This window comes from Niallia circulans (assembly GCF_003726095.1).
Lineage (GTDB): Bacteria > Bacillota > Bacilli > Bacillales > Cytobacillaceae > Niallia > Niallia circulans_A.
In genome coordinates this window covers 4,034,694-4,059,015 of record NZ_CP026031.1, presented here as the reverse complement: position 1 = coordinate 4,059,015, position 24,322 = coordinate 4,034,694, and the positions used below count along the sequence as shown (strand labels likewise).

24 protein-coding genes, 1 rRNA gene and 2 other annotated features are annotated in these 24,322 nt (G+C 36.9%); all 25 genes read right to left on the bottom strand.

The features are described from left to right. Positions 1-17: 17 nt before the first annotated feature. The 25 genes from rpoB to rrf all read right to left on the bottom strand — a co-directional run bounded on the left by rpoB (position 18) and on the right by rrf (position 24,249). Entirely contained in the window at positions 18-3,578 is a 3,561-nt protein-coding gene (gene rpoB / locus C2I06_RS19420) for a DNA-directed RNA polymerase subunit beta (RefSeq protein WP_047943709.1), read from the bottom strand. 248 nt (positions 3,579-3,826) lie between these two features. After that, positions 3,827-4,432: a class I SAM-dependent methyltransferase gene (locus C2I06_RS19415; RefSeq protein ID WP_123258673.1), complete on the bottom strand. Its 606-nt coding sequence runs from the start codon at positions 4,430-4,432 to the stop codon at positions 3,827-3,829. A 274-nt stretch (positions 4,433-4,706) separates the two neighbouring features. Then, positions 4,707-5,066, bottom strand: a complete 360-nt coding sequence (rplL, locus tag C2I06_RS19410; RefSeq protein ID WP_095333626.1) for a 50S ribosomal protein L7/L12 — start codon at positions 5,064-5,066, stop codon at positions 4,707-4,709. A 54-nt stretch (positions 5,067-5,120) separates the two neighbouring features. Beyond that, entirely contained in the window at positions 5,121-5,621 is a 501-nt protein-coding gene (gene rplJ, locus C2I06_RS19405; RefSeq protein ID WP_047943706.1) for a 50S ribosomal protein L10, read from the bottom strand. Between the two features lie 32 nt (positions 5,622-5,653). Continuing rightward, positions 5,654-5,804 (bottom strand) — a sequence feature (ribosomal protein L10 leader region). Between the two features lie 56 nt (positions 5,805-5,860). Next, complete coding sequence (gene rplA, locus C2I06_RS19400; RefSeq protein WP_095333624.1) at positions 5,861-6,550, bottom strand: 50S ribosomal protein L1; 690 nt, start codon at positions 6,548-6,550, stop codon at positions 5,861-5,863. A gap of 114 nt (positions 6,551-6,664) precedes the next feature. Continuing rightward, on the bottom strand, positions 6,665-7,090 hold the full coding sequence (rplK, locus tag C2I06_RS19395; protein ID WP_031537888.1) for a 50S ribosomal protein L11: 426 nt from the start codon (positions 7,088-7,090) through the stop codon (positions 6,665-6,667). A 167-nt stretch (positions 7,091-7,257) separates the two neighbouring features. Continuing rightward, positions 7,258-7,791 (bottom strand): transcription termination/antitermination protein NusG, encoded by a 534-nt coding sequence (gene nusG, locus C2I06_RS19390; RefSeq protein WP_016204544.1) that lies wholly within the window; start codon positions 7,789-7,791, stop codon positions 7,258-7,260. Positions 7,792-7,962: 171 nt separating this feature from the next. Then, positions 7,963-8,145: a preprotein translocase subunit SecE gene (secE, locus tag C2I06_RS19385; RefSeq protein ID WP_047943704.1), complete on the bottom strand. Its 183-nt coding sequence runs from the start codon at positions 8,143-8,145 to the stop codon at positions 7,963-7,965. A gap of 43 nt (positions 8,146-8,188) precedes the next feature. Then, positions 8,189-8,332, bottom strand: coding sequence for a 50S ribosomal protein L33 (rpmG, locus tag C2I06_RS19380; protein WP_047943703.1), 144 nt, complete (start codon positions 8,330-8,332; stop codon positions 8,189-8,191). Between the two features lie 106 nt (positions 8,333-8,438). Beyond that, positions 8,439-9,098 (bottom strand): RNA polymerase sporulation sigma factor SigH, encoded by a 660-nt coding sequence (sigH, locus tag C2I06_RS19375; RefSeq protein WP_095333622.1) that lies wholly within the window; start codon positions 9,096-9,098, stop codon positions 8,439-8,441. 69 nt (positions 9,099-9,167) lie between these two features. Next, positions 9,168-9,677, bottom strand: coding sequence for an NYN domain-containing protein (locus C2I06_RS19370; protein ID WP_047943701.1), 510 nt, complete (start codon positions 9,675-9,677; stop codon positions 9,168-9,170). Positions 9,678-9,679: 2 nt separating this feature from the next. Then, positions 9,680-10,423, bottom strand: a complete 744-nt coding sequence (gene rlmB, locus C2I06_RS19365) for a 23S rRNA (guanosine(2251)-2'-O)-methyltransferase RlmB (protein ID WP_095333620.1) — start codon at positions 10,421-10,423, stop codon at positions 9,680-9,682. Between the two features lie 11 nt (positions 10,424-10,434). Then, positions 10,435-10,842, bottom strand: a complete 408-nt coding sequence (locus C2I06_RS19360) for a Mini-ribonuclease 3 (RefSeq protein WP_095333618.1) — start codon at positions 10,840-10,842, stop codon at positions 10,435-10,437. A gap of 4 nt (positions 10,843-10,846) precedes the next feature. Further along, positions 10,847-12,247, bottom strand: coding sequence for a cysteine--tRNA ligase (gene cysS, locus C2I06_RS19355; RefSeq protein WP_095333616.1), 1,401 nt, complete (start codon positions 12,245-12,247; stop codon positions 10,847-10,849). After that, positions 12,247-12,897, bottom strand: coding sequence for a serine O-acetyltransferase (gene cysE, locus C2I06_RS19350; protein WP_047943697.1), 651 nt, complete (start codon positions 12,895-12,897; stop codon positions 12,247-12,249). Before cysE ends, cysS begins: the two co-directional genes overlap by 1 nt. Before the next feature lie 256 nt (positions 12,898-13,153). Then, positions 13,154-13,391 (bottom strand) — a binding site (T-box leader). A gap of 42 nt (positions 13,392-13,433) precedes the next feature. Next, positions 13,434-14,891: a glutamate--tRNA ligase gene (gltX, locus tag C2I06_RS19345; RefSeq protein WP_123258672.1), complete on the bottom strand. Its 1,458-nt coding sequence runs from the start codon at positions 14,889-14,891 to the stop codon at positions 13,434-13,436. Positions 14,892-14,987: 96 nt separating this feature from the next. Further along, positions 14,988-15,470 (bottom strand): 2-C-methyl-D-erythritol 2,4-cyclodiphosphate synthase, encoded by a 483-nt coding sequence (gene ispF, locus C2I06_RS19340; RefSeq protein WP_061800919.1) that lies wholly within the window; start codon positions 15,468-15,470, stop codon positions 14,988-14,990. Between the two features lie 51 nt (positions 15,471-15,521). Further along, positions 15,522-16,223, bottom strand: a complete 702-nt coding sequence (gene ispD, locus C2I06_RS19335) for a 2-C-methyl-D-erythritol 4-phosphate cytidylyltransferase (protein WP_095333612.1) — start codon at positions 16,221-16,223, stop codon at positions 15,522-15,524. Between the two features lie 17 nt (positions 16,224-16,240). After that, the gene (locus C2I06_RS19330) at positions 16,241-17,314 is read right to left on the bottom strand and encodes a PIN/TRAM domain-containing protein (RefSeq protein ID WP_095333610.1); all 1,074 of its coding nucleotides are present in this window, start codon (positions 17,312-17,314) and stop codon (positions 16,241-16,243) included. A 370-nt stretch (positions 17,315-17,684) separates the two neighbouring features. After that, positions 17,685-19,064, bottom strand: coding sequence for a DNA repair protein RadA (gene radA / locus C2I06_RS19325; protein ID WP_123258671.1), 1,380 nt, complete (start codon positions 19,062-19,064; stop codon positions 17,685-17,687). Between the two features lie 139 nt (positions 19,065-19,203). Further along, positions 19,204-21,657 carry an ATP-dependent protease ATP-binding subunit ClpC gene (gene clpC / locus C2I06_RS19320; protein ID WP_095333605.1) on the bottom strand — a complete coding sequence of 818 codons (2,454 nt, stop codon included), beginning with the start codon at positions 21,655-21,657 and terminating at the stop codon, positions 19,204-19,206. Between the two features lie 22 nt (positions 21,658-21,679). Continuing rightward, a complete protein-coding gene (locus C2I06_RS19315) occupies positions 21,680-22,747 on the bottom strand; it encodes a protein-arginine kinase McsB (protein WP_095333603.1) in 1,068 nt (355 codons plus the stop codon). Between the two features lies 1 nt (position 22,748). Then, complete coding sequence (locus tag C2I06_RS19310) at positions 22,749-23,297, bottom strand: protein-arginine kinase activator protein McsA (protein WP_095333600.1); 549 nt, start codon at positions 23,295-23,297, stop codon at positions 22,749-22,751. A gap of 30 nt (positions 23,298-23,327) precedes the next feature. Beyond that, on the bottom strand, positions 23,328-23,789 hold the full coding sequence (locus tag C2I06_RS19305; RefSeq protein ID WP_095333598.1) for a CtsR family transcriptional regulator: 462 nt from the start codon (positions 23,787-23,789) through the stop codon (positions 23,328-23,330). A gap of 344 nt (positions 23,790-24,133) precedes the next feature. Then, positions 24,134-24,249: ribosomal RNA gene (gene rrf / locus C2I06_RS19300) — 5S ribosomal RNA — on the bottom strand. Positions 24,250-24,322: the final 73 nt, after the last annotated feature.

Sequence of the window (24,322 nt, the reverse complement as noted above, 5' to 3'; positions counted from 1 at the left end):
CCATGTTCATTACTTTATTATTCTTGCATGCCTACCTTTTCTGACTCAGGCTCTTGTGTTTCGGAAACAATTGTCAGAGATTCAGCTTGATGAATATCATCGTCATCATCTGTGTCTCTCATTTCAATTTCTTCTTCTGTGCTAGATAAGATTTTCACATCTAATCCTAAACTTTGCAGCTCTTTCATTAATACGCGGAATGATTCAGGAACTCCTGGTTCTGGAACGTTTTCTCCTTTAACAATCGCTTCATATGTTTTCACACGACCAACAACGTCATCTGATTTAACAGTAAGAATTTCTTGTAAAGTATAAGCAGCTCCATAAGCCTCCAGCGCCCAAACCTCCATCTCTCCAAAACGCTGACCACCGAACTGAGCTTTTCCTCCTAGTGGTTGTTGCGTTACTAAAGAATATGGTCCTGTTGAACGAGCATGTAGTTTATCATCAACCATATGAGCAAGTTTGATCATATACATAACTCCAACGGATACACGGTTATCAAAAGGTTCACCTGAACGTCCGTCATATAGTACTGTTTTCGCATCTTGCGCCATTCCAGCTTCTCTAATTGTTTCCCATACATCTTCCTCACGAGCACCATCAAATACTGGTGATGCAACATGGATATTTAAGCTTCTTGCAGCCATTCCCAGATGCAATTCTAAAACCTGACCGATATTCATACGTGATGGTACACCTAGTGGATTTAACATGATATCAACTGGTGTTCCGTCTGGTAAGTATGGCATATCTTCTTCAGGTAAAATTCGGGAAATAACCCCTTTGTTACCGTGACGACCTGCCATCTTATCGCCTTCATGGATTTTACGTTTTTGAACAATATATACACGTACTAATTGGTTAACACCTGGTGGTAATTCGTCTCCATCTTCTCTATTGAAGACTTTAACATCGTGGACGATTCCGCCGCCACCATGTGGAACGCGTAAACTTGTATCACGTACTTCACGTGCTTTTTCACCAAAGATAGCATGTAATAATCTTTCTTCTGCTGTTAATTCAGTTACCCCTTTAGGTGTAACTTTACCAACAAGCAAATCACCATCTTTTACTTCGGCACCGATACGAATAATACCACGATCATCTAAGTTACGTAACGCATCTTCTCCGACATTCGGAATATCACGCGTAATTTCTTCTGGTCCTAATTTTGTATCACGAGATTCTGATTCATATTCTTCAATATGAATAGAAGTATAAACATCATCTTTTACTAAGCGTTCACTCATGATAATAGCATCCTCATAGTTGTATCCGTCCCATGTCATAAAGGCAACTAATACGTTACGTCCAAGGGCTAATTCACCAAGTTCCATAGAAGGACCATCAGCTAAAACCTCACCTTTTGTTACTTTATCACCTACAGCAACAATCGGGCGTTGATTATAACAAGTACCTTGGTTTGAACGAACAAACTTAAGCATCTTATATTTATCAAGATTTCCTTTTACTTCTTGACCATCTACTTCAGAAATACGTCTAACCCATACTTCACGAGCTTCTACATGTTCAACAATACCAGGATGCTTACAGATAACAGCTGCCCCTGAGTCTTTTCCTGAAACGTATTCCATTCCAGTTCCTACTCTTGGAGCTTCTGGCTGCATTAAAGGTACTGCTTGACGCTGCATGTTCGCACCCATTAAGGCACGGTTAGAGTCATCATTTTCTAAGAACGGGATACACGCTGTTGCAGCAGATACAACCTGCTTTGGAGATACGTCCATATAGTCTACACGATCACGCTTAACAACAACGTTCTCATCACGGAAACGTGCTACTACATCTTCATCTAAGAAAGAACCATCTTCCCCTAAACGAGCATTCGCTTGGGCAACAACATAGTTATCTTGTTCATCAGCTGTTAAATAATCAATTCGTGACGATACTTTACCTGTCTCAGGATCAACACGTCTGTATGGTGTTTCAATAAAACCAAAACGGTTTACTTTTGCATAAGAAGATAAAGAGTTAATCAAACCAATGTTTGGTCCCTCAGGTGTTTCAATCGGACACATACGGCCATAGTGAGAATAGTGAACGTCACGAACTTCCATTCCTGCACGTTCTCTTGTTAAACCACCAGGTCCTAATGCAGATAAACGACGTTTGTGTGTTAATTCTGCTAATGGATTTGTTTGGTCCATGAATTGAGAAAGCTGAGAGCTTCCAAAGAATTCTTTAATAGATGCAATAACAGGTCTGATATTAATTAACTGCTGCGGTGTAATAGTATTCGTGTCTTGAATAGACATTCTTTCACGAACAACACGCTCCATTCTTGATAAACCAATACGGAATTGATTTTGCAACAATTCGCCTACAGAACGAAGACGTCTGTTACCTAAATGGTCAATATCATCTGTTAGACCTACTCCATGTAATAAATTAAAGAAATAACTGATAGAAGCAATGATATCTGAAGGAGAGATGTTTTTCACAGCTTCTTCTACATATGCATTACTAATAACATTAATTTCTTTATCCCCTTCATCTAGTGGTGAATAAATTTTCACTGATTGTACAACAACATCATCTTCTAATACTCCGCCATACGGGCTCAGCTTTTTAAAGCCGATATTGTTTTCTAGATTAGGAATAATACGGTCAAGCGCACGGCGATCTAAAAGAGTTCCTTTTTCAGCGATAATCTCGCCAGTTTCAGGATCCACTAATGTTTCTGCTAAACGCTGATTAAATAATCTATTTTTAATATGAAGCTTTTTATTGATTTTATAACGACCTACATTCGCAAGGTCGTATCTTTTTGGATCGAAAAATCTCGATACCAATAGACTTTTTGCGTTTTCAACAGTAGGTGGTTCTCCTGGACGAAGACGCTCATAAATTTCTAATAGCGCTTTGTCTGTTCCTTCTGTGTTATCTTTTTCTAAAGTATTACGCAAATACTCATTGTCACCAATCAATTCAATAATCTCTTGATCGGAACCAAATCCTAATGCGCGTAAAAGAACAGTAACAGGAAGTTTACGTGTACGATCAATACGCACATATACTACATCCTTTGCATCTGTTTCATACTCTAGCCATGCTCCACGGTTAGGAATTACTGTTGCAGTAAATCCTTTTTTACCGTTTTTATCAAGTTTTCCATTATAATAAACACTTGGAGAACGTACTAACTGAGAAACGATAACTCGTTCCGCACCATTAATAACAAAAGTACCAGTTTCAGTCATAAGCGGGAAATCACCCATGAATACATCTTGGTCTTTTACTTCTCCTGTTTCTTTATTTACAAGACGAACCTTCACACGCAAAGGTGCAGAATATGTAACATCTCGCTCTTTCGATTCTTCCACTGAATACTTAGGATCTCCCAAGCTATAATCAATGAAATCAAGTGATAAATTGCCAGTAAAATCTTCAATAGGCGAAATGTCCTGGAACATTTCTCGCAATCCCTCATCTAAAAACCATTGATAGGAAGAGGTTTGGATTTCAATAAGATTTGGTAATTCTAAAACCTCACTAATTCGTGCGTAGCTTCTCCGCTGGCGGTGTCGTCCATACTGAACAAGTTGACCTGTCAACTGATTCACCCCTCAAATCAAACGTTATAGTACATCTATTAACATCTTATAAAAAAGGATATTAGACCCATTTTTATAAGACAAAAAGAAAAAGGGTTTTCCAATCAAAAAACCACATTTTCATATTTCTAATATTATTCTGTTAGTTTTTCCTTCTTACACCAATTTTATACAGTAACTTAGATAAAATTGCGAGTTTCAGAAAAATATTATATTGGCATTATACAATGCTATCACAACAAAAAGGACTAGTCAATCTTTTTTGCTTGAATTATAAAATAGCCTTTTTTCTTTTCTACTATGTTTACCTCTTTAAAGAATTCTTCTAATTTCGCAATAGCAGAGGGTGCTCCTTGTTTCTTTTGAATCACAACCCATAATTCCCCATTAGGTACTAAACACTCATAGCTTTGCTCAAAAATATCATGAACTACTTTCTTCCCCGCTCTTATCGGCGGATTAGTTAAAATAGAGGCAAACTTTTGTCCTTTCACACGAAGAAGTCGATCACTTTCATATACGCGAACATTTTCAACGCCGTTTTGTCTGGCATTTTCTTCTGCTAATTCAATAGCACGTAAATTAACATCAACCATATGGACCATTCTATTTGGGGAAGTCTTCGCAATAGATATACCTATCGGGCCATATCCACAGCCTACATCTAATATATCTCCATCTAAATCAGGCAAGGTATACGTCTCTATCAATAATCTAGACCCAAAGTCCACTTCTTTTTTAGAAAAGACTCCATTATCTGTTTTAAAACGTATTGTATTACCTTTAAGCGTAAAATTCCAGTAATTTGGATCGCTATTTACATTTTGGGTTCGGGAATAATAATGTTCCGTCATACGAACACCTCCTTAGGAGAATTTATTTAAGGAAGACTACTTGAGGATTGACTACAAAGCACAGCATCGTAATCAATTAAAAAGCGCAGACGACTTTTCCTAAAGTTATCTTATACCATCAGTAGCTTATTCATAGAACTCCTTAGAAGATAAATTCCCCCAGCAGTTCACATTCACTTCTAACTTGGTAAATTGCGCCTAACTTTTCTTAAGTCCTTCTCACTTTTCAGGAAAAAAAAGCCCGCTAAAATAGCGAGCTTCTTTTCAACTAACATTACTTAACTTCAACGTTAGCTCCAACTTCTTCAAGTTTAGCTTTGATTTCTTCAGCTTCTTCTTTAGAAGCTCCTTCTTTAACTGCTTTTGGAGTGTTGTCAACAAGTTCTTTTGCTTCTTTAAGACCAAGACCTGTGATTTCACGTACAACTTTGATAACTTTGATTTTTTGATCTCCAGCAGATGCAAGAACTACATCAAACTCAGATTTTTCAGCAGCAGCTTCTCCGCCACCTGCAACTACAGCTACAGGAGCAGCAGCAGTTACTCCAAATTCTTCTTCAATTGCTTTTACTAAATCGTTTAATTCTAAAACAGTCATATTTTTAACTGCTTCTAAGATTTGTTCTTTAGACATTATATGTTTCCTCCTTGTTTTTTGGGGTTTTATGATACGTTTCCGTATAAAATATTAAGCGCCTTGTTCTTCTTTTTGATCTGCAACTGCTTTTGTAGCAAGAGCAAGGTTGCGGATTGGTGCTTGAAGAACGCTGAGTAACATAGAAAGTAAACCTTCGCGTGATGGAAGTTCTGCTAGAGCTTTCACTTCTTCAACTGTCGCTAAGTTCCCTTCGATTACTCCCGCTTTAATTTCTAATGCTTCATGGTTTTTAGCGAAGTCATTTAGAATTTTTGCTGGTGCAACAACATCCTCATTACTGAACGCAATAGCGTTTGGACCAGTTAAGGATTCGTTTAAACCTGCTAATTCAACAGATTCTGCAGCACGGCGAGTTAAAGAGTTTTTGAAAACTTTAAACTCGATTCCTGCATCACGAAGTTGTTTACGAAGTTCAGTTACTTCTGAAACAGTCAAACCACGGTAGTCAACAACGATAGTTGATTTACTTGCTTTGAATTTCTCCGCAATATCAGATACTATTTGTTTCTTTTGTTCGATTACGCTGCTCATCTTTACACCTCCTGTAGAATTTCTACATTCATACCGACAAATAAAATCCTCCATATCTATTAGACATGGAGGTGTATACAATAGTCGTTCTCACAACTGATCAAATAATCTATCGTATTACCTCGGCAGGAAATTAAGCTAAAATTTAGCACCTACTGTCTACGGTACAAATGTTATTTATTTTTTCAACAAGATGAAGTATATGCTATCCATCTTGTTTTGTCAAATACCAATTTTTATCAAACAGTAGATGGATCTACTTTTACGCCAGGTCCCATTGTTGAAGTAACAGATACATTCTTCATGTAAGTACCTTTCGCAGCAGCTGGTTTAGCTTTTGACATTGTGTCAAAGATAGTTTGGAAGTTCTCAACTAGTTTAGCTTCATCGAAAGAAACTTTACCGATTGGAACATGTACGTTACCAGCTTTGTCTACACGGTATTCTACTTTACCAGCTTTGATTTCGTTAACTGCTTTTGTTACATCAAATGTAACTGTACCAGTTTTAGGGTTTGGCATTAAACCTTTAGGTCCTAATACACGACCAAGTTTACCAACTTCACCCATCATATCTGGAGTTGCAACGATTACGTCAAAATCGAACCAACCTTGTTGGATTTTATTTATAAATTCAGCATCGCCTACATAGTCTGCTCCTGCTGCTTCTGCTTCTTTTAATTTTTCACCTTTAGCGAAAACTAAAACGCGTTGAGTTTTACCAGTACCGTTTGGAAGAACTACTGCTCCACGGATTTGTTGGTCTGCTTTCTTAGGATCTACTCCTAGACGGAAAGCAACTTCAACTGATGCATCAAATTTTGTAGTGCTAGTTTTTTTCACTAACTCAATTGCTTCTTGAATTGGGTAAGCTTTAGTACGATCAACAAGTTTGATAGCTTCTAAATACTTCTTACCTTTTTTAGCCATAACTATATTTCCTCCTTGAATTGTGGTTTTAGCGGAATTACCTCCCACGAATAAAGGTTGCGACTAAAGATTCACCGTCGTCACAACCTTAATCAACACTAACCATATATAGGTTTAGTCTTCAATAACAATACCCATGCTGCGGGCAGTACCTTCAACCATGCGCATAGCAGATTCAACACTAGCTGCATTTAGATCAGGCATTTTTGTTTCAGCAATCTCGCGTACTTTATCACGCTTAACAGTTGCTACTTTATTACGATTTGGTTCACCAGAACCAGACTCGATACCAGCTGCTTTTTTAAGTAAAACTGCAGCAGGTGGAGTTTTTGTAATAAATGTAAATGAACGGTCTTCGAAAACCGTAATCTCAACAGGAATGATTAAACCAGCTTGTTCAGCTGTACGAGCGTTAAACTCCTTACAGAATCCCATGATATTTACGCCAGCTTGACCCAATGCAGGACCAACTGGTGGTGCCGGATTCGCTTTAGCTGCTGGGATTTGCAATTTAACAACTTTAATTACTTTTTTAGCCACGAGACACACCTCCTTAAAGTCCGTGATGTGGTAATAGGGGTTTCCCCTCCCACTCAACTTATCGTCTTTATATGAAATAAAGAAATTTGACAATATCTTATCTCTTTATGAGATATACTGACCTATGAAATAGTAACACTTTTTCAATACCATTTCAAGTTTTCTAGTTAAAATTTTTCAATTTGTGTAAAATCGAGCTCCACAGGAGTATCTCTACCAAACATATTTACTAGTACTTTAACCTTTGCTTTATCCTTATCAATTTCCTCAACTGTACCAGTGAAATTAGCAAATGGACCTTCATTTACTTTTACTGTTTCTCCTAATTCAAACTCAATTTCAATTCTTTGTTCCTCTACGCCCATTCTTTTCAGAATTACTTGGACTTCTTCTGGTAAAAGCGGCGTTGGTTTTGATCCAGACCCAGCGGAACCAACGAATCCAGTTACACCAGGGGTATTACGTACGACATACCAAGAATCATCAGTCATAACAATTTCTACCAACACATAACCTGGGAATACTTTTCTTTTTACTACTTTTGTTTTACCGTTTCTGATATCTGTTTCTTCTTCTTCAGGTACAACCACGCGAAAAATTTTATCTTGCATCGCCATTGTTTCTACCCGTTTTTCTAAATTCGCTTTCACCTTATTCTCATATCCAGAGTACGTATGCACTACATACCAGTTTTTTTCCATAAAAGAGGACTACTTCGTCCGTCCCTCCCTGCAACATTATTTTTTTCGTGCTGTTTTTTATAGTATCTGTAAGGAACAAGTCATTTATTTTTCAGCAAATGAAAAAACCCGTTACCGGGCTTTTGTAAATGTTTCCTATCGTTTTACCATTATACCATGAGTAGACAACTGTTATTCAAGTATTAAACGAATAAGTTCGGAAATTCCTAAATCAACAACAGCAAAGAAGATAGCAAAAAAGACAACTGTCACAAGGACTGTGAGTGTATAATTAGTTAACTCCTTTTTTTTCGGCCAGCTAACTTTCTTTAATTCTCTACCAACTTCACGAAAATACTTAACAGCACTTTGCATTTTTGTTACCTCCATCTTTAAGAGCGGGCATTATCCAAAATCATTATTTTGTTTCTTTATGAACAGTATGAGCATTACAATTTTGACAAAATTTCTTTACTTCTAAACGTTCTGTACCATTGTTACTCACAGTAGAATAATTTCTTGACCCACATTTTTCACATGCTAACACAATCTTTTTTCTCATTCCACTTACACCTACTACGTCCTTTATATCTTCTCAAACTGTATCATGGACACGCGTAAGATGTCAATATCAGTAAATATTTGCTATTCCAAAAAAACTTTTACGCTCATAGCGAGAATTCTCTTATTTCTAAATACCGCTCTAATTTTCTTTTCACCCGCTGAAGGGCATTATCAATAGACTTCACATGCCTATTCAATTCCTCAGAAATTTCTTGATAAGATTGACCATCAAGATATAGAGACAATACTTTTCTTTCTAAATCACTCAATAATTCAGACATTTTGATCTCGATGTGATCATATTCTTCCTGATTAATGATCAATTCTTCTGGATCAAGAACCTTTGCTCCAGAGATAATATCCATTAACGTTCGATCAGACTCTTCATCGTAAATGGGCTTGTCCAAAGAAACATAAGAATTTAAAGGAATATGCTTCTGCCTAGTGGCCGTTTTGATAGCAGTAATGATTTGTCTTGTTATACATAATTCAGCAAATGCCTTAAAGGAAGAAAGTTTGTCCTCTTTAAAATCGCGTATTGCCTTATAAAGACCAATCATTCCCTCTTGCACAATATCTTCTTTGTCTGCTCCGATTAAGAAATAGGATCTGGCTTTAGCTCGCACAAAGTTACGATACTTTTGAATTAAATAATCCAAAGCATCACTTTCCCCTTGATGCACCAATTCCACCAACACTTCATCTTCAAGTTCCATATAATTTCCAGTATACTCGTTACTCTTAGTCCAGCTGTCAGTACTCATACAGATCCCCCGACCGTGCAATCATGGATAAATCCATTATACTCTAGCCTTTTTTTGAGCGTCAACAACTCATTTCTCTCCACGTCGCCATTTTTCGAAAATTTCTTCCACTTCTCTTGAAAGCGGAATCTTTGCAACTGGTTTTTTTTCTTTAATTTTTTTTACTTTTTTTCCGATTTCCTGTTCCATTCCAGCCATCTCTAACAATAATTCTCGTGCTGATTTCCGCAGGGCACCTTGTCCAAAAATAGCCCATTGCTCTGTAAAATCTGAAGTCGCAACATGAATTTGTGTTTTTCTGTTATTTAGTTCAATAGCTAGTTTTTCGATACGCTCATCAGCAGTTTCATTTTCACGGGTAAAAATGACTTCTACCTTGTAATCTTTATATTTTTTCTCTGTGCCTTTTACATAGTATGCATCAAAAACAACCATTACTCTGTATCCGGAATAGCCTTGATATTCTGCCATTTTTGCTACTAAAGCATCCCTTGCTGCTGCAAGATCTCTATTCTTTAAAGCATTTAGTTCTGGCCAAGCACCAATAATGTTATAGCCGTCAACAATAAGAATATCCATTATTATCCCTCAAGTGGATGGCGTTTCCGATATACCTCATACATTAAAAGTGCCGCTGCAACAGAAGCATTTAAAGACGTAACAGCTCCAGCCATCGGTAAATGAATAAGAAAATCGCATTTTTCCTTAATCAATCTTCCCATGCCTTTTCCTTCACTGCCAATCACTAATCCTAATGGTATCGTTCCATCAAATTTGCGATAATCTTCACTTCCTTTTGCATCCGTTCCCGCAATCCATATTCCTCTCGTTTTAAGCTCCTCTATCGTCCTTGCCATATTTGTTACTCGCACAACGGGAATATGCTCGATAGCACCAGTAGATGCCTTTGCAACTGTAGCCGTTAACCCAACTGCTCTTCTCCGTGGAATAATAATCCCATGAGCACCTACCGCATCAGCCGTTCTCATGATGGATCCTAAGTTATGAGGATCCTCAATTTCATCAAGCAACAAGAAAAAAGGTGTTTCCTGCTTCTTTTCTGCAAGTGCAAATAAATCATCTATTTCAGCATATTGATAGGCGGCAACTTGCGCTACTACACCTTGGTGATTCGCGTCTACTAAGCTATCCAATTTCTTTTTAGGAACAAACTGAACAAGCACATTTGCCTGTTTAGCCAAACCAATTACTGTTTGCATTTGGCCTTTTTGGGAACCTTCCGCAATAAGTATTTTATTTACATCTCTTTCTGATTTTAACGCTTCAATAACTGCATTTTTTCCAACAATAAAGTCACTTGACACTTTTGCTCCTCCTATTTGCTTTCAATGATAGAAAAAGCAGCTTTGATTATTTCCTCAAGTCGCTCTTCTCGCTTCGCTAAATATAAATAACCTAAAACTGCTTCAAAACCAGTACTATATCGGTAGGTTTGTACATCGGTATTTTTAGGAATAGTGCCTGATTTCGCATTTCGCCCTCGCTTTAATACCGCAATCTCTTCTTCAGAAAAAAATCCTTTTTCTAAAAGACTATGCACTACCTTTGCCTGTCCTTTTGCCGAAACATATTTTGTTGCTTCTCGATGAAGCTGATTAGGCTTCACCTTCCCGCTATACAACAAATGTCTTCTTACATATATTTCAAGAACAGCATCGCCCATATAAGCAAGGGCAAGGCTGTTCAGTTGTTTTTCATCCACTTTTTTATCATAGAGGAGCATCTTTTTACCCTCTTTTCCATCGTATACCTTGTGCGGTGTCTTCTAAAATGATGTTCATTGCTTTTAATTGATCTCTAATTTGATCAGCAAGCACAAAGTCTCTATCCTTTCTAGCTTGCGTTCTTTTTTCTATTAGCGCCTCGATTTCTTCATCTAATAATTCCTCATTCGCAGATAAAGATAACCCAAGCACTGTAAATAATTCTTCAAACTCATTCATAAAAGCATGAATAACAGCAGGAGAGGTTGTTTTTTCAAGCAGGTAATAATTTGCTTGCTTCGATAATTCAAAAAGAACAGAAATACCATTCGCTGTGTTAAAATCATCATCCATACTATCAACGAATTGTTTTCGAAGATCGGCAATTTTTGCAATCCATTCCTGATTGGTATCTGTAAGATCCGTACTCGCGATACTGCGATGTTTTAAATTTTCATAAGAAGTTCTGATTCTCTCTAACCCTGCTCTCGTATTTTCCAATACTTCTTCACTATAGTTAATTGGATTACGATAATGTACAGAAAGCATAAAGAATCTTAACACTTGTGGATCATGAATCTTAATAATATCGTTTACAGTGATAAAATTCCCTAGGGATTTAGACATCTTTTCATTATCAATATTAATATAACCATTATGCATCCAATAATTAGCAAAGGTCTTACCTGTTAATGCTTCTGACTGGGCAATTTCATTCTCATGATGCGGAAATGCTAAGTCCTGCCCACCTGCATGGATATCAATTGTATCACCTAAATATTTACGCACCATCGCAGAGCATTCAATATGCCAGCCTGGACGCCCATTCCCCCAAGGACTCTCCCAGAAAATTTCGCCTTCTTTCGCCTTCTTCCATAGGGCAAAATCTAATGAATCTTGTTTCTTCTCCCCAACTGCAATTCTTGCACCTGAACGAAGTTCATCAATAGATTGATGAGAAAGCTTTCCATATCCATCAAAGGCTCTAGTGTGATAATACACATCTCCTTCTGACTCATAAGCAAACCCTTTATCTATTAATGCTGCAATAAAATCGATAATAATATCCATATTTTCTGTTACACGTGGATGAGAATCAGCTTTTTTGCAGCCTAACGCAGAAACATCTTCAAAATATGCGTCAATAAAGCGGTCAGCAATAACCGGCACCGTTTCTCCAAGCTCATTTGCCGCTTTTATTAACTTATCATCGACATCGGTAAAATTCGATACGAATTGTACATCGTATCCACGAAACTCTAGATAACGTCGCACAGTATCAAAGACAATTGCTGGTCGAGCATTTCCTATATGGATATAGTTGTAGACAGTCGGTCCACATACATACATTTTTACCTTTCCCTCTTCTAGCGGAACAAAATCCTCCTTTGCTCGTGTTAATGTGTTATATATTTGAATAGGCATTACTTATAACTCCTTTCTTCCTGTAATTCTTTTAGTTGTTCTCTTAAATAGCTAATTTCCAATTCCATTTCTTTCAGTCGATCCGCAATTGGATCTGGTAAATCACAATGATTTAAGTCTTTCTTTATTTTAATACCATCTTGTACTTTAACTCTTCCTGGAATACCTACTACTGTCGAATTTGCAGGAACATCTTTTAACACTACTGATCCTGCACCAATTTTGGCATTTTCTCCAATTACAATAGATCCTAATACTTTTGCACCAGAGGCAATAAGAGCATTATCTTTAACGGTTGGATGCCTTTTCCCTTTTTCTTTTCCCGTTCCCCCAAGCGTTACTCCCTGAAAAATAGTGACATTATCCCCTATCTCACAGGTTTCCCCTATCACTACACCCATACCATGATCAATGAATAGACGATTGCCGATCTTTGCTCCGGGATGTATTTCCACCCCTGTCATAAAGCGGCTAAATTGCGAGATAACTCTTGCTAAGAAAAAACGATTATGCCTAAAAAAGAAATGAGCAATTCTGTGAAACCATATAGCATGCAACCCAGAATAAGTTAAAATAACTTCTATCGAGCTCCTTGCAGCAGGATCTTGTTCAAACACTACAGCAATATCCTCTTTCATGCGCCGAAACATACAAATCTCCCCCCTGTTTTGCAACTATAATGCAGCTATCTAGCAATCATCACTCTCGTAAAAGATGTCATTTCCTTTACCATTGTTTCCCTTTAAACGTCTATATATCTTATATACAAGAAAACCATTTTAATCCCTATTTTTTACTACTTCATTTCAATCCCATAACTCCCACTAAAAAAGTAAAACTATTACATTCTCTTTCCTTGATGCCACTGAAGCTTTTTATCCATATAAAAAGCGTCTCTGTCTAAAAGACAGAGACGCTTATTTAGGCGCGGTTCCACTCTGTTTAGATTACTGCTTTTAAGCAATAATCTCCACTCATCCCTGTTAACGGATAGGTTCCGCCTCTATCTACTAAATAAATTCTTTTTCGATACAGGACTCTGAGGCGCACTTCAAAAAAGAGGTTACTTGAATCACTTTCAGCCGGGTGATGATTCTCTCTAATAAGCTTCTCCTTTTTTACTTTTCCTCATCTTCGTTTTTTCTATATAGCTTTCCTACTACTATATTATATTTTCTCCAAAATGTTAACTAATTAATGCTGTTAATCGCGCATCAATTTTTTCTTTACCTAATAGTTCGATCGCCTTTGGTAAATCAGGACCATGTGTTTGACCTGTTGTAGCCACGCGAATCGGCATAAATAAGTTTTTGCCCTTTTGACCAGTAGCTTTTTGAACCACTTTAATAGCGGCTTTAATTTGCTCGGCACTCCACTCTGGCATTTCAGCTAATGCTTCTTTAAATGCTTGGACTACAGTCGGAACATGTTCACCAGCTAAAACCTCTTTTGCCTCTTCATCATATTGGACTTCATCACTGAAGAATAACGTAGATAAGTTTACAATATCAGCTCCGCAGCTCATTTGCTCTTGATATAAACCAACCAGATTATTTACCCATGCCTCTTCATCAGCTGAGCGATTTTCACTTACTAAGCCTGCTTTCTCTAAATGAGGAACAGCTAGACGAACAACCGTTTCTAAATCTGCCTTTTTGATATATTGATTATTCATCCACGCTAATTTATTTTGATCAAATAACGCAGGAGACTTAGACAATCTTGCTGGATCAAAGATGCGAATAAATTCTTCTATAGTGAATAATTCCTCTTCTCCCTCTGGAGACCACCCTAATAAAGCAATGAAATTGAACAATGCTTCAGGTAAATAGCCTAATTCTTCATATTGCTCAATAAATTGAATAATGGATTCATCCCGCTTACTCAATTTCTTTCTGCTTTCATTAACGATTAAAGTCATATGTCCAAAGATAGGTCTGTCCCAACCTAGTGCATCATAGATCATTAATTGTTTTGGTGTATTGGTAATATGATCATCTCCACGCAATACATGTGTGATATCCATCAAATGATCATCAATTGCTACTGCAAAATTATAGGTTGGAGTACCATCCTTTTTCACAATAACATAATCGCCAATTGTTGCTGATTCGAACGAAACGTCCCCTTTTACCATATCATTAAATTCATATACAACATTTTCAGGAACACGAATTCGAATACTCGGCTGTCTTCCTTCCGCTTCTAATGCCGCTTGCTGTTCCTTTGTTAAATGACGACATTTGCCAGAGTACTTAGGTGTTTCCCCTCTACTTACTTGGTCTTCTCTTTCTGCTTCAATTTCCTCTTCTGTACAGTAACACTTATAAGCAAGTCCCTTTTCCAGCAATTCTGTGTAGTACTTCTTATAGATGTCATTTCTTTCAGATTGACGATACGGACCATATTCTCCACCAACATCCGTACTTTCATCCCAATCCATTCCAAGCCATTTTAAATATTTTAATTGGCTTTCTTCTCCACCCTCAATATTCCTTTTTTTGTCCGTATCTTCAATACGAATAATAAATTTCCCGCCTTGACTACGTGCAAATAAATAATTAAATAACGCTGTACGCGCATTCCCTATATGCAAATGCCCTGTTGGACTTGGAGCATAACGAACACGAATTTCGTTAGACATGCTTGTGCCTCCTTGATTACTTACGCTTTTTTCTAATCTATTCTATCACTTTGCTTTTTCCTTTAAAAGGTGTTCGCCTCTATAATTGGTTATCAATTATACATTTCTTTTTTGGAGCAATACAACTGCTTGGGAAGCAATCCCTTCCCCTCTTCCGGTAAATCCCAATTTCTCTGTGGTTGTTGCTTTCACATTAATATTATCTTGTTCTGTCTCCAGCAATTCTGCAATTCTCGCTTGCATTGCTTGAATATGTGGCGCCATTTTCGGCTGTTGAGCCATTATCGTACAATCAGCATTCACTAATTCATAACCCTTTTCCTTTACTATTTGCCATACATGCTGCAATAATTTTGCAGAATCAGCATCTTTAAAGGCTTCATCTGTATCAGGAAAATGTTTTCCGATATCCCCTTCACCAATAGCACCTAAACAAGCGTCAGCAATCGTATGTAGTAAAACATCTGCATCAGAGTGTCCTAGTAGACCCTTTTCATATGGTATCTCTATCCCTCCGATAATCAGGGGCCTTCCGCTTACTAATTGATGAACATCAAACCCTTGGCCTATGCGAAACATCTATAACTCCTCCATTCTATTTTGCTTGTATTAAAACTTCTCAAAGCTCATCTATTTACTTTCTGCTATATTTTCTTTTCGCTTTGCCACAATTGCTTCGGCAAAGTATAAATCTTCTGGTGTCGTTAATTTAATATTGTCATAGTTTCCTTCTACGATTTGAACAGCTTGTCCTAATCGCTCCACCAAACTAGCATCATCTGTACCTATATATGTATCGAGAATCGCCTTTTCATGTGCTTCTTTTAAAATAGAAACGCGAAAAGCTTGTGGGGTCTGAATCGCCCACAAGCTTGAACGCTCAACTGTTTCCACTACCAAATCACCATCAACTTTTTTGATCGTATCTTTAATTGGTACTGCTAAAACAGCTGCGCCGCTTTCTACTGCAACCTTTGTTAATCTAGCTATTTGCTCTGTTTGAATAAAAGGTCTCGCCGCATCATGAACAAGAACAATTGTATCATCCGATATTTCCTTTACTGCATGGTAAACACTATGCTGTCTTTCTGTACCACCCTCAATAAGAGCAATAACCTTTGTAATTGCATATTTTTTTACTAGTTCATTCATTTCTTTTTTATCATCTGAACTAACTACCAACCAAATTCCATTACAGTTTGGATCATTTTCGAAAACAATTAAGGTATGAATAAATACTGGTAAACTGTCTAGCTCAAGAAATAATTTGTTTTTTCCTAGTCCCATTCGTTTCCCTTGTCCTGCTGCCGGAATAATGACTTCATAAGTCATATAACTAACCCCTATTCTTACAATGCTTTTTCTAATAATTTTGGTTTTGCAAAGATCATTCGACCTGCAGATGTTTGCAATACACTCGTTACAAGAACATCTATATGTTTTCCAATATAATTGCGACCTTCTTCTACTACAATCATCGTGCCATCATCTAGATAGGCAACACCTTGATTATGTTCTTTTCCATCTTTAATAATTTGTATTTTCATCTCTTCCCCTGGAAGAACTACTGGCTTTACTGCATTTGCCAAATCATTAATATTGAGAACAGCAACCTTCTGCAGTTCACAAACTTTATTTAAATTAAAATCATTTGTTACAACAACACCATTTGTTAATTTAGCTAATTTGACTAGTTTACTATCTACTTCAGTGATATCTTCAAAATCACCTTCGTAAATTTCCACTTTAATCGCTAATTCCTTTTGAATTCGATTTAGAATATCTAGCCCTCTTCGTCCACGATTACGTTTTAGCGCATCGGATGAATCTGCTATATGCTGAAGTTCTCCCAGCACAAATTGCGGAATAACAATTGTGCCCTCCAGGAAGCCCGTTTGACAAATATCAGCTATTCTTCCATCAATAATAACACTAGTATCCAATATTTTTAAATTACTTTTCTCAACTTTTGTGGGTTCCTCTTCCACTACCTTCTTCTTTCTAGCTGTGAAGAGTGTTAATAGCTCATCTCTCTTTTTAAACCCAACTTGAAAGCCTAAATACCCAAAAAGTAATGATAAAAGGATTGGAGCGACAGTATTAAGCACAGGAACAGACGTTAATGCATAGCCTACTAAAAAGGCTAAAGTTAACCCAAATCCTATTCCAAGACTACCGAAAATTATATCCGTAATCGGAGCCTTTACAATTGATTCTTCTAAAAACTTAATAAAGTTAACAATATAATCAATCGCCCAAAAAGTAATAAGATAAAAAATAATGGCACCAAGTATTGCAGACACATATGCGTTATTAATAAGATCATGATCGATAGACATTACTGAGAATAAATCAGGAATAAATAAAAACCCGATTGTTCCTCCAATAATTAAAAAACAAACTTGAACAATGCGTTTTAACAATACTTCCACCTCCTCTTTCACATTATAAACAAATTCCCAGTTTTGAAACCTAATATTACAGGAATTTTTTATTTGTAATGAAAAAGTTATTTTTATAGATATGATGACTATGTCATATACTAATGTTAAAAATGCCCTTTTCCATTGCTCGGGAAATAATGACCAACTATTTATATTTAATAGAAACATTTATAATAGCTCAGAAAAACCCTTAAACCCTTACAAAAATGGAAATATAACACAGACAAAGAGATAAATACCTATTTAATTTATAAAACTAGATTAGCATTAAAAATAAACGCAAGTCAAATAATTAAATATTACATTTTAACACAACTAAAAATTCACATCAATGTATTTTTTCGAAAAACTAATCGCTTAAAGCCGCTTTTAAAGCATCCGCAACCGTATGAACGCCAACGACCTCTAAGCCTTTTGGAGCCTTCAAACCACTTAAATTATTAGCTGGAATAATAACACGCTCAAAACCTAATTTAGCAGCCTCCTGCACCCTTTGCTCAATACGGGATACTCTTCTAACTTCTCCAGTTAAGCCAACTTCCCCAATAATACAGTCAGTTGCTCTTGTTGGTTTATCTCTAAAACTCGAGGCAATGCTTACAGCGATCGCCAAATCTATAGCAGGCTCGTCAAGTTTTACACCACCAGCTACTTTTAAATAGGCATCCTGATTCTGGAGTAACATTCCAACTCTTTTTTCTAATACCGCCATTAACAACGGCACTCTATTATGATCTATGCCCGTTGCCATCCTTCGTGGATTCCCAAAACTAGTCGGTGAAATCAATGCTTGGATTTCAACCAGAACCGGTCTTGTTCCTTCCATTGATGCTACAACAGTGGAGCCAGCGGCACCCTGTGATCGCTCTTCTAAGAAAATTTCAGAGGGATTCTCTACCTCTTCCAGTCCAAATTCCTTCATCTCAAAAATACCCATCTCATTAGTAGAGCCAAAACGGTTCTTTACAGCGCGTAAAATACGATATGTATGATGTCTTTCTCCTTCAAAATACAATACAGTATCAACCATATGCTCCAGTAATCTTGGTCCTGCAATCGATCCTTCCTTTGTGACATGTCCTACAATGAAGATTGCTATTCCTTTGGTTTTTCCTATCCGCATTAATTCTGCTGTACATTCTCTAACTTGAGAAACACTTCCTGGAGCAGAGGTGACCTCCGGATGATAGATGGTCTGAATCGAATCAATAACCACAAATTCCACATTCGTATTTTCAATGGTTCTACTTATTTCCTCTAGATTGGTTTCTGAATAGACGAGCAAATGATCAGAAACTACCCCCAATCTGTCTGCTCTTAACTTTGTTTGCTTTTGCGATTCTTCTCCTGAAACATATAAGACAGAATGTTTCTTATGTGCTAACTGCGAGGATACTTGTAAAAGAAGCGTTGATTTACCAATTCCGGGATCTCCACCTATTAATACAAGAGAACCACGCACAACTCCTCCACCAAGAACACGGTTTAACTCCATTAAGTCGGTATATATTCTGGGCTCATTAACCGTTTCAATGCTTGTTATAGGAATAGGCTTTGCAGCAACAGTAGTGGTTGCAGAATGAGCAAACGCACCTTTTCTTTGAACAGCACTCTTCTCTACTTCTTCCACCATTGTATTCCAATTTCCACAACCAGGACATTTCCCCATCCATTTTGCTGATTCATATCCACATTCCTGGCAAAGAAATTTTGTTTTTCTTTTGGCCATATTCAGCCTCCTTCCCCTTTTATTACTAACATCTCCAACCCAAATAATAGATATTAATTTTTTTCTATTTTTATCTTAAATAAAGAAAGGACACACGTAAAGCTGTAATACGTGTGTCACCTTATAAATGTTCTAGGTATTATTTTTGTAGGTTTACTGCTGGCTCTGCACCGTTCACCTTCACAGTAAACTCACCATTTTCGACATCCAATTCAATTTGTTGACCAGTTAATACTGTTCCCTTTAGAAGTTCTTCAGATAATCGATCTTCTATATGCTTTTGTATTGCACGACGAAGTGGTCTCGCTCCATACTCTGGATCATAGCCTTCTTCCGCAATTTTTTCTTTGGCCGCTTCTGTGATACTCAATTGAATATCCTGTTCTGATAGACGTTTAACTAACTGATCTGCCATTAAAGTAACAATTTCTTTTAAATGCTTCTTCTCTAATGCATGGAAAACAATTGTTTCATCGATACGGTTTAAGAACTCTGGACGGAATGCTCTTTTCAGCTCTTCCATTACTTTGCCCTTCATATCTTTATAATCTTGATCTCCATCTTGCACATTAAAACCAACATATTTATTTTGTTTTAATGCAGAAGCTCCAACGTTGGAAGTCATAATTAACACTGTGTTTCGGAAATCAACCGTTCTTCCTTTCGAATCTGTTAAGCGACCATCCTCCAGCACTTGAAGTAAAATATTAAATACATCGGGATGCGCTTTTTCAATTTCATCTAAAAGAACAACAGAATATGGCTTTCTTCTAACCTTCTCTGTCAATTGTCCGCCTTCTTCATATCCTACATAACCAGGAGGAGATCCTACCAATCTAGAAGTAGAATGCTTCTCCATATATTCAGACATATCAATACGGATCATGGCATCTTCATCACCAAACATGGACTCTGCCAGTGCCCGAGCAAGTTCGGTCTTCCCTACTCCAGTAGGGCCAAGGAAAATAAAGGAACCTATTGGTCTCTTTGGATCTTTCAAGCCAGCTCTTGCGCGTCTTACAGCTTTAGAAATAGCAATAACGGCTTCTTCTTGACCAATCACGCGATTATGAAGGATATTTTCCATGTTCAGTAATTTATCGGTTTCTGTTTGTGCAAGCTTAGATACAGGAATTCCAGTCCAGCTAGATACTACACTTGCAATATCTTCTACTGTCACCTCTGTATTTTCTTGTCCTTGCTTCTCTTTCCAATTTTTCTTCGTTTCTTCTAACTGTTCTCTCAATCTTTGTTCTGTATCTCGTAAAGATGCAGCTTTTTCGAATTCTTGACTTTGCACAGAAGCATCCTTCTCTTTACGTACTTCTTCTAACTTGACTTCTAACTCTTTCAAGTTAGGTGGAGTTGTATAAGATCTTAAACGAACCTTAGAACCAGCTTCGTCAATTAAGTCAATTGCTTTATCTGGTAAGAAACGATCTGAAATATAGCGATCAGATAATTTTACAGCTGCTTCAATTGCATCGTCTGTAATTGATACTCGATGGTGCGCCTCATAACGGTCTCTTAAGCCTTTTAATATTTGAATAGATTCATCACTAGTAGGCTCATCAACCGTGATCGGCTGGAATCTTCTTTCTAATGCTGCATCTTTTTCAATATATTTACGATATTCATCTAGTGTTGTGGCACCAATACATTGAAGCTCTCCTCTAGCTAAGGATGGCTTTAGAATATTAGATGCATCAATAGCACCTTCTGCACCACCTGCACCGATTAATGTATGCAGCTCATCAATGAAGAGAATGATATTACCAGCTTGGCGAATTTCATCCATCACCTTTTTCAAGCGATCTTCAAATTCACCACGGTATTTCGTACCAGCAACAACTGTTCCCATATCTAATGTCATTACACGTTTATCTCTCAAAATTTCTGGAACTTCATTTTGAACAATTTGTTGTGCAAGACCTTCCGCAATAGCAGTTTTACCAACACCAGGTTCCCCTATTAATACAGGATTATTTTTTGTCCGTCTGCTTAATACTTCAATAACACGTTGGATTTCTTTGCTTCTCCCTATAACTGGATCAAGGCTTCCTTCTCTTGCAATAGCAGTTAAATCTCTAGCTAAGCTATCAAGCGTTGGTGTATTAGCACTAGCAGCAGAGCCACCGGGATGGTTTCCTGATTCACTACTACCAAGCAACTGGAGGACTTGTTGACGCGCTTTATTTAGGCTTACACCTAGATTATTTAATACTCTAGCAGCTACCCCTTCGCCTTCTCTAATTAAGCCTAAAAGAATATGCTCTGTTCCCACATAAGAATGACCTAATTTTCTTGCTTCATCCATGGATAGTTCGATCACTTTTTTAGCTCTGGGTGTATAATGTGGTACGGTTTGTGTTGTATCTTGACCACGACCAATCAAGTTTTCTACTTCCTCTTGGATTTTTTCAGCACCTAATCCAAGTGCTTGTAACGCCTTTGCAGCAATTCCTTCTCCTTCACGGACTAATCCTAATAAGATATGCTCTGTACCAATATTATTGTGACCTAATCGAATTGCTTCTTCCTGGGAAAGTGCTAATACTTTCTGCGCTCTTTCTGTAAATCGGCCAAACATCATACTTTCATCCTCCTTAGAATCTCTATTCAGTTTCCAATTTTAATCTTTCTCTTATTAAGACTGCACGACGAATATCGCGTTCATTTGGATTCATCTCTTCTCCAGCATATAGTTGTAGAAACCCCGGCTGGGTAAGAATCATTAATTCATTAAGGATGCTTTTCGATATATTTTTTATATATCCCATATCAATTCCTAACCGAACATCGGATAGACATTTAGCTGCTTCCTTTGTTTCCATAATACGACTATTACACAGTATTCCGTATGAACGAAAAACCCTATCTTCTAATTGTATGTTTGAGGTTTGCGCTAATGCATTCCTTGCTTCTTTTTCTTGCTCAATTAATTGAGTAACAACGCTTTTTAGTTCCTCAATGATGTCCTTTTCTGATCTTCCTAGTGTTATCTGATTAGAAATTTGAAAAATATTTCCGAGGGCTTCGCTGCCTTCTCCATATATTCCTCTAACTACTAAGCCAAGCTGTTGAATCGCCGGAATGATTCGGTTCATTTGCTGGGTTAATACCATTCCCGGTAGATGCATCATAACAGAAGCTCTTAATCCTGTTCCGATATTAGTTGGACAGCTTGTCAGATATCCCATTTCTACATGGTAAGCATAATTGACCTTTTTTTCTAATAAATCATCAATTGTATTAGCTTCTTTAATCGCTTCTTCTATTTGAAGACCAGGCTTTATACACTGAATACGAATATGGTCTTCCTCATTAATCATAATACTTACTTCTTCATCCTCTGATAAGATTGCTGCACCATTAGGAGATTGTTCTGCCAGCTGAGGACTAATTAAATGTTTCTCTACAAGGACTCTTTTTTCCAATGTATTTAAATTATTCATTGCAAGAAGTTCCAATTGACCAAAGGGTTGATTGGACTCATTTATGATTGCACCCTCAACCTGTTGAATCACATTCTCAGCTTCTTCTTTTGAAAATAATAGAGGAAATTTCACACCCTCTATATTCCTTGCTAATCGGATTCGAGAGGTAAGAACAATTTCAGAGTCGGGACCATCGGAACACATCCATGAAGTTCGTGCTTTACTTATAAATTTTTCTAAAGACACGTTACTCCCCTCCCTCAGTAAAAGAAGTTAACTGCTTTTCTTTATCTTTTATTTCATCTCGAATGATTGCAGCCTTTTCAAATTCTTCGTTGTTTATTAGTTCTTTCAACTCTATTCGCAACTGCTCAATTTCCTTTTTAATGAGAAAATGCCCTCCAATGCGCTCTGGGATTTTTCCTTTGTGCTCAATATTCCCACCATGGAGACGCTTTATAAATGGCAGCAGCTGGTCTTTAAATGTATCGTAGCAATGAGGACAACCTAGTTTACCTAATTTCCTGAATTGAGAAAATGTCATATTACATTCTTTGCACTGTAACGGCTGCTGTCTCTTATACGTATCTTCTGTGATATGTTGAAAACTTGGCTCTATATTTAATAACCCAGCTAATAAACTATTCAAAGATAAACCAGATGAGCCATTCGTCATAAATATATCACCATTTTCCTTTGCACAATGCTCACATAGATGAAACTCTGTTATTTTGCCATTGATATTCTTAGAAAAATGTAAAGTAGCTGGTCTTTGATTACATTCAGAACACATCATAATCTTCACCTCAATTTATACACAGGGATATTATTTATATTTTAATGAAGTTAACATCGCCTTTAATAATCTTGCTCTTAATTCATCTCTATATGGTAATTCTAAATATAATACAGAACGATCAATTACGCTTAACATTATCTTCGCTTCTCGCTTACTGATAACATCTTCTTCTACTAATCGAAGAATTAAATCTTCTGCACTATTTTGAGGTATCCGACTTTGAATAAGGGATAGTAATTGGTCAATTAAATGGGCATGATCATATGTTTGGACTTTCATAATTCGAATAAAACCACCGCCACCACGTTTACTTTCCACCACATACCCTTTTTCTATCGTAAAACGGGTATTAATTACATAATTAATTTGTGATGGTACGCACTCAAACTTATCAGCGATTTCACTTCGTTTTATTTCTACTAATGATTTTTCGCTCATTTCTAATACTTCTTTTAAGTAATTCTCAATTATATCCGAAATATTTCTCACCAAGCCTCCCCCTTCTGACTTTGACTATATTTGACTATAATTATACACGATAAAAATATTATTTAGCAAGGAAGACGTTTTATTAATTTTCCCATTTTTTAGTTATTCCAAACCTGCTATCGTTATTCTTTCATGGAAGGAAAGGATATGTTTAAAGATTATATTAACTATAGTCTGATTTATTGCAATTTTCAAGTTTAAGAATTTATGTAATGTATATCTTTTAATGTATTAAAAAAGAAGGAGTTTTTTGCATAGTATGGGGAATTAGCAGAAAGTTATTTATCGATAAAAAAACAATAAAAAAAGCCCTAAAAGCTAAATGCTTTTAGAACTTTTTGACAGCCTGGCGACGTCCTACTCTCACAGGGGAGAACCCCCAACTACCATCGGCGCTGAGAAGCTTAACTTCCGTGTTCGGTATGGGAACGGGTGTGACCTTCTCGCTATCGCCACCAGACTATTTAATTTTGAGGTTGTTCCCTCAAAACTAGATTATGAAGTAAAAGAAAGAAATGAGTAATCATTATTGT

Bases quoted from the DNA above. Each gene is read 5' to 3' on its own strand.
- C2I06_RS19415 (WP_123258673.1), bottom strand. From the start codon at position 4,432: ATGACGGAACATTATTATTCCCGAACCCAAAATGTAAATAGCGATCCA.
- rplL (WP_095333626.1), bottom strand. From the start codon at position 5,066: ATGTCTAAAGAACAAATCTTAGAAGCAGTTAAAAATATGACTGTTTTA.
- rplJ (WP_047943706.1), bottom strand. From the start codon at position 5,621: ATGAGCAGCGTAATCGAACAAAAGAAACAAATAGTATCTGATATTGCG.
- rplA (WP_095333624.1), bottom strand. From the start codon at position 6,550: ATGGCTAAAAAAGGTAAGAAGTATTTAGAAGCTATCAAACTTGTTGAT.
- nusG (WP_016204544.1), bottom strand. From the start codon at position 7,791: ATGGAAAAAAACTGGTATGTAGTGCATACGTACTCTGGATATGAGAAT.
- secE (WP_047943704.1), bottom strand. From the start codon at position 8,145: ATGCAAAGTGCTGTTAAGTATTTTCGTGAAGTTGGTAGAGAATTAAAG.
- rpmG (WP_047943703.1), bottom strand. From the start codon at position 8,332: ATGAGAAAAAAGATTGTGTTAGCATGTGAAAAATGTGGGTCAAGAAAT.
- sigH (WP_095333622.1), bottom strand. From the start codon at position 9,098: ATGAGTACTGACAGCTGGACTAAGAGTAACGAGTATACTGGAAATTAT.
- C2I06_RS19370 (WP_047943701.1), bottom strand. From the start codon at position 9,677: ATGGATATTCTTATTGTTGACGGCTATAACATTATTGGTGCTTGGCCA.
- C2I06_RS19360 (WP_095333618.1), bottom strand. From the start codon at position 10,842: ATGCTCCTCTATGATAAAAAAGTGGATGAAAAACAACTGAACAGCCTT.
- cysS (WP_095333616.1), bottom strand. From the start codon at position 12,247: ATGCCTATTCAAATATATAACACATTAACACGAGCAAAGGAGGATTTT.
- cysE (WP_047943697.1), bottom strand. From the start codon at position 12,897: ATGTTTCGGCGCATGAAAGAGGATATTGCTGTAGTGTTTGAACAAGAT.
- gltX (WP_123258672.1), bottom strand. From the start codon at position 14,891: ATGTCTAACGAAATTCGTGTTCGTTATGCTCCAAGTCCAACAGGGCAT.
- ispF (WP_061800919.1), bottom strand. From the start codon at position 15,470: ATGTTTCGCATAGGCCAAGGGTTTGATGTTCATCAATTAGTAAGCGGA.
- ispD (WP_095333612.1), bottom strand. From the start codon at position 16,223: ATGACTTATGAAGTCATTATTCCGGCAGCAGGACAAGGGAAACGAATG.
- radA (WP_123258671.1), bottom strand. From the start codon at position 19,064: ATGGCCAAAAGAAAAACAAAATTTCTTTGCCAGGAATGTGGATATGAA.
- clpC (WP_095333605.1), bottom strand. From the start codon at position 21,657: ATGATGTTTGGCCGATTTACAGAAAGAGCGCAGAAAGTATTAGCACTT.
- C2I06_RS19310 (WP_095333600.1), bottom strand. From the start codon at position 23,297: ATGATGTGTTCTGAATGTAATCAAAGACCAGCTACTTTACATTTTTCT.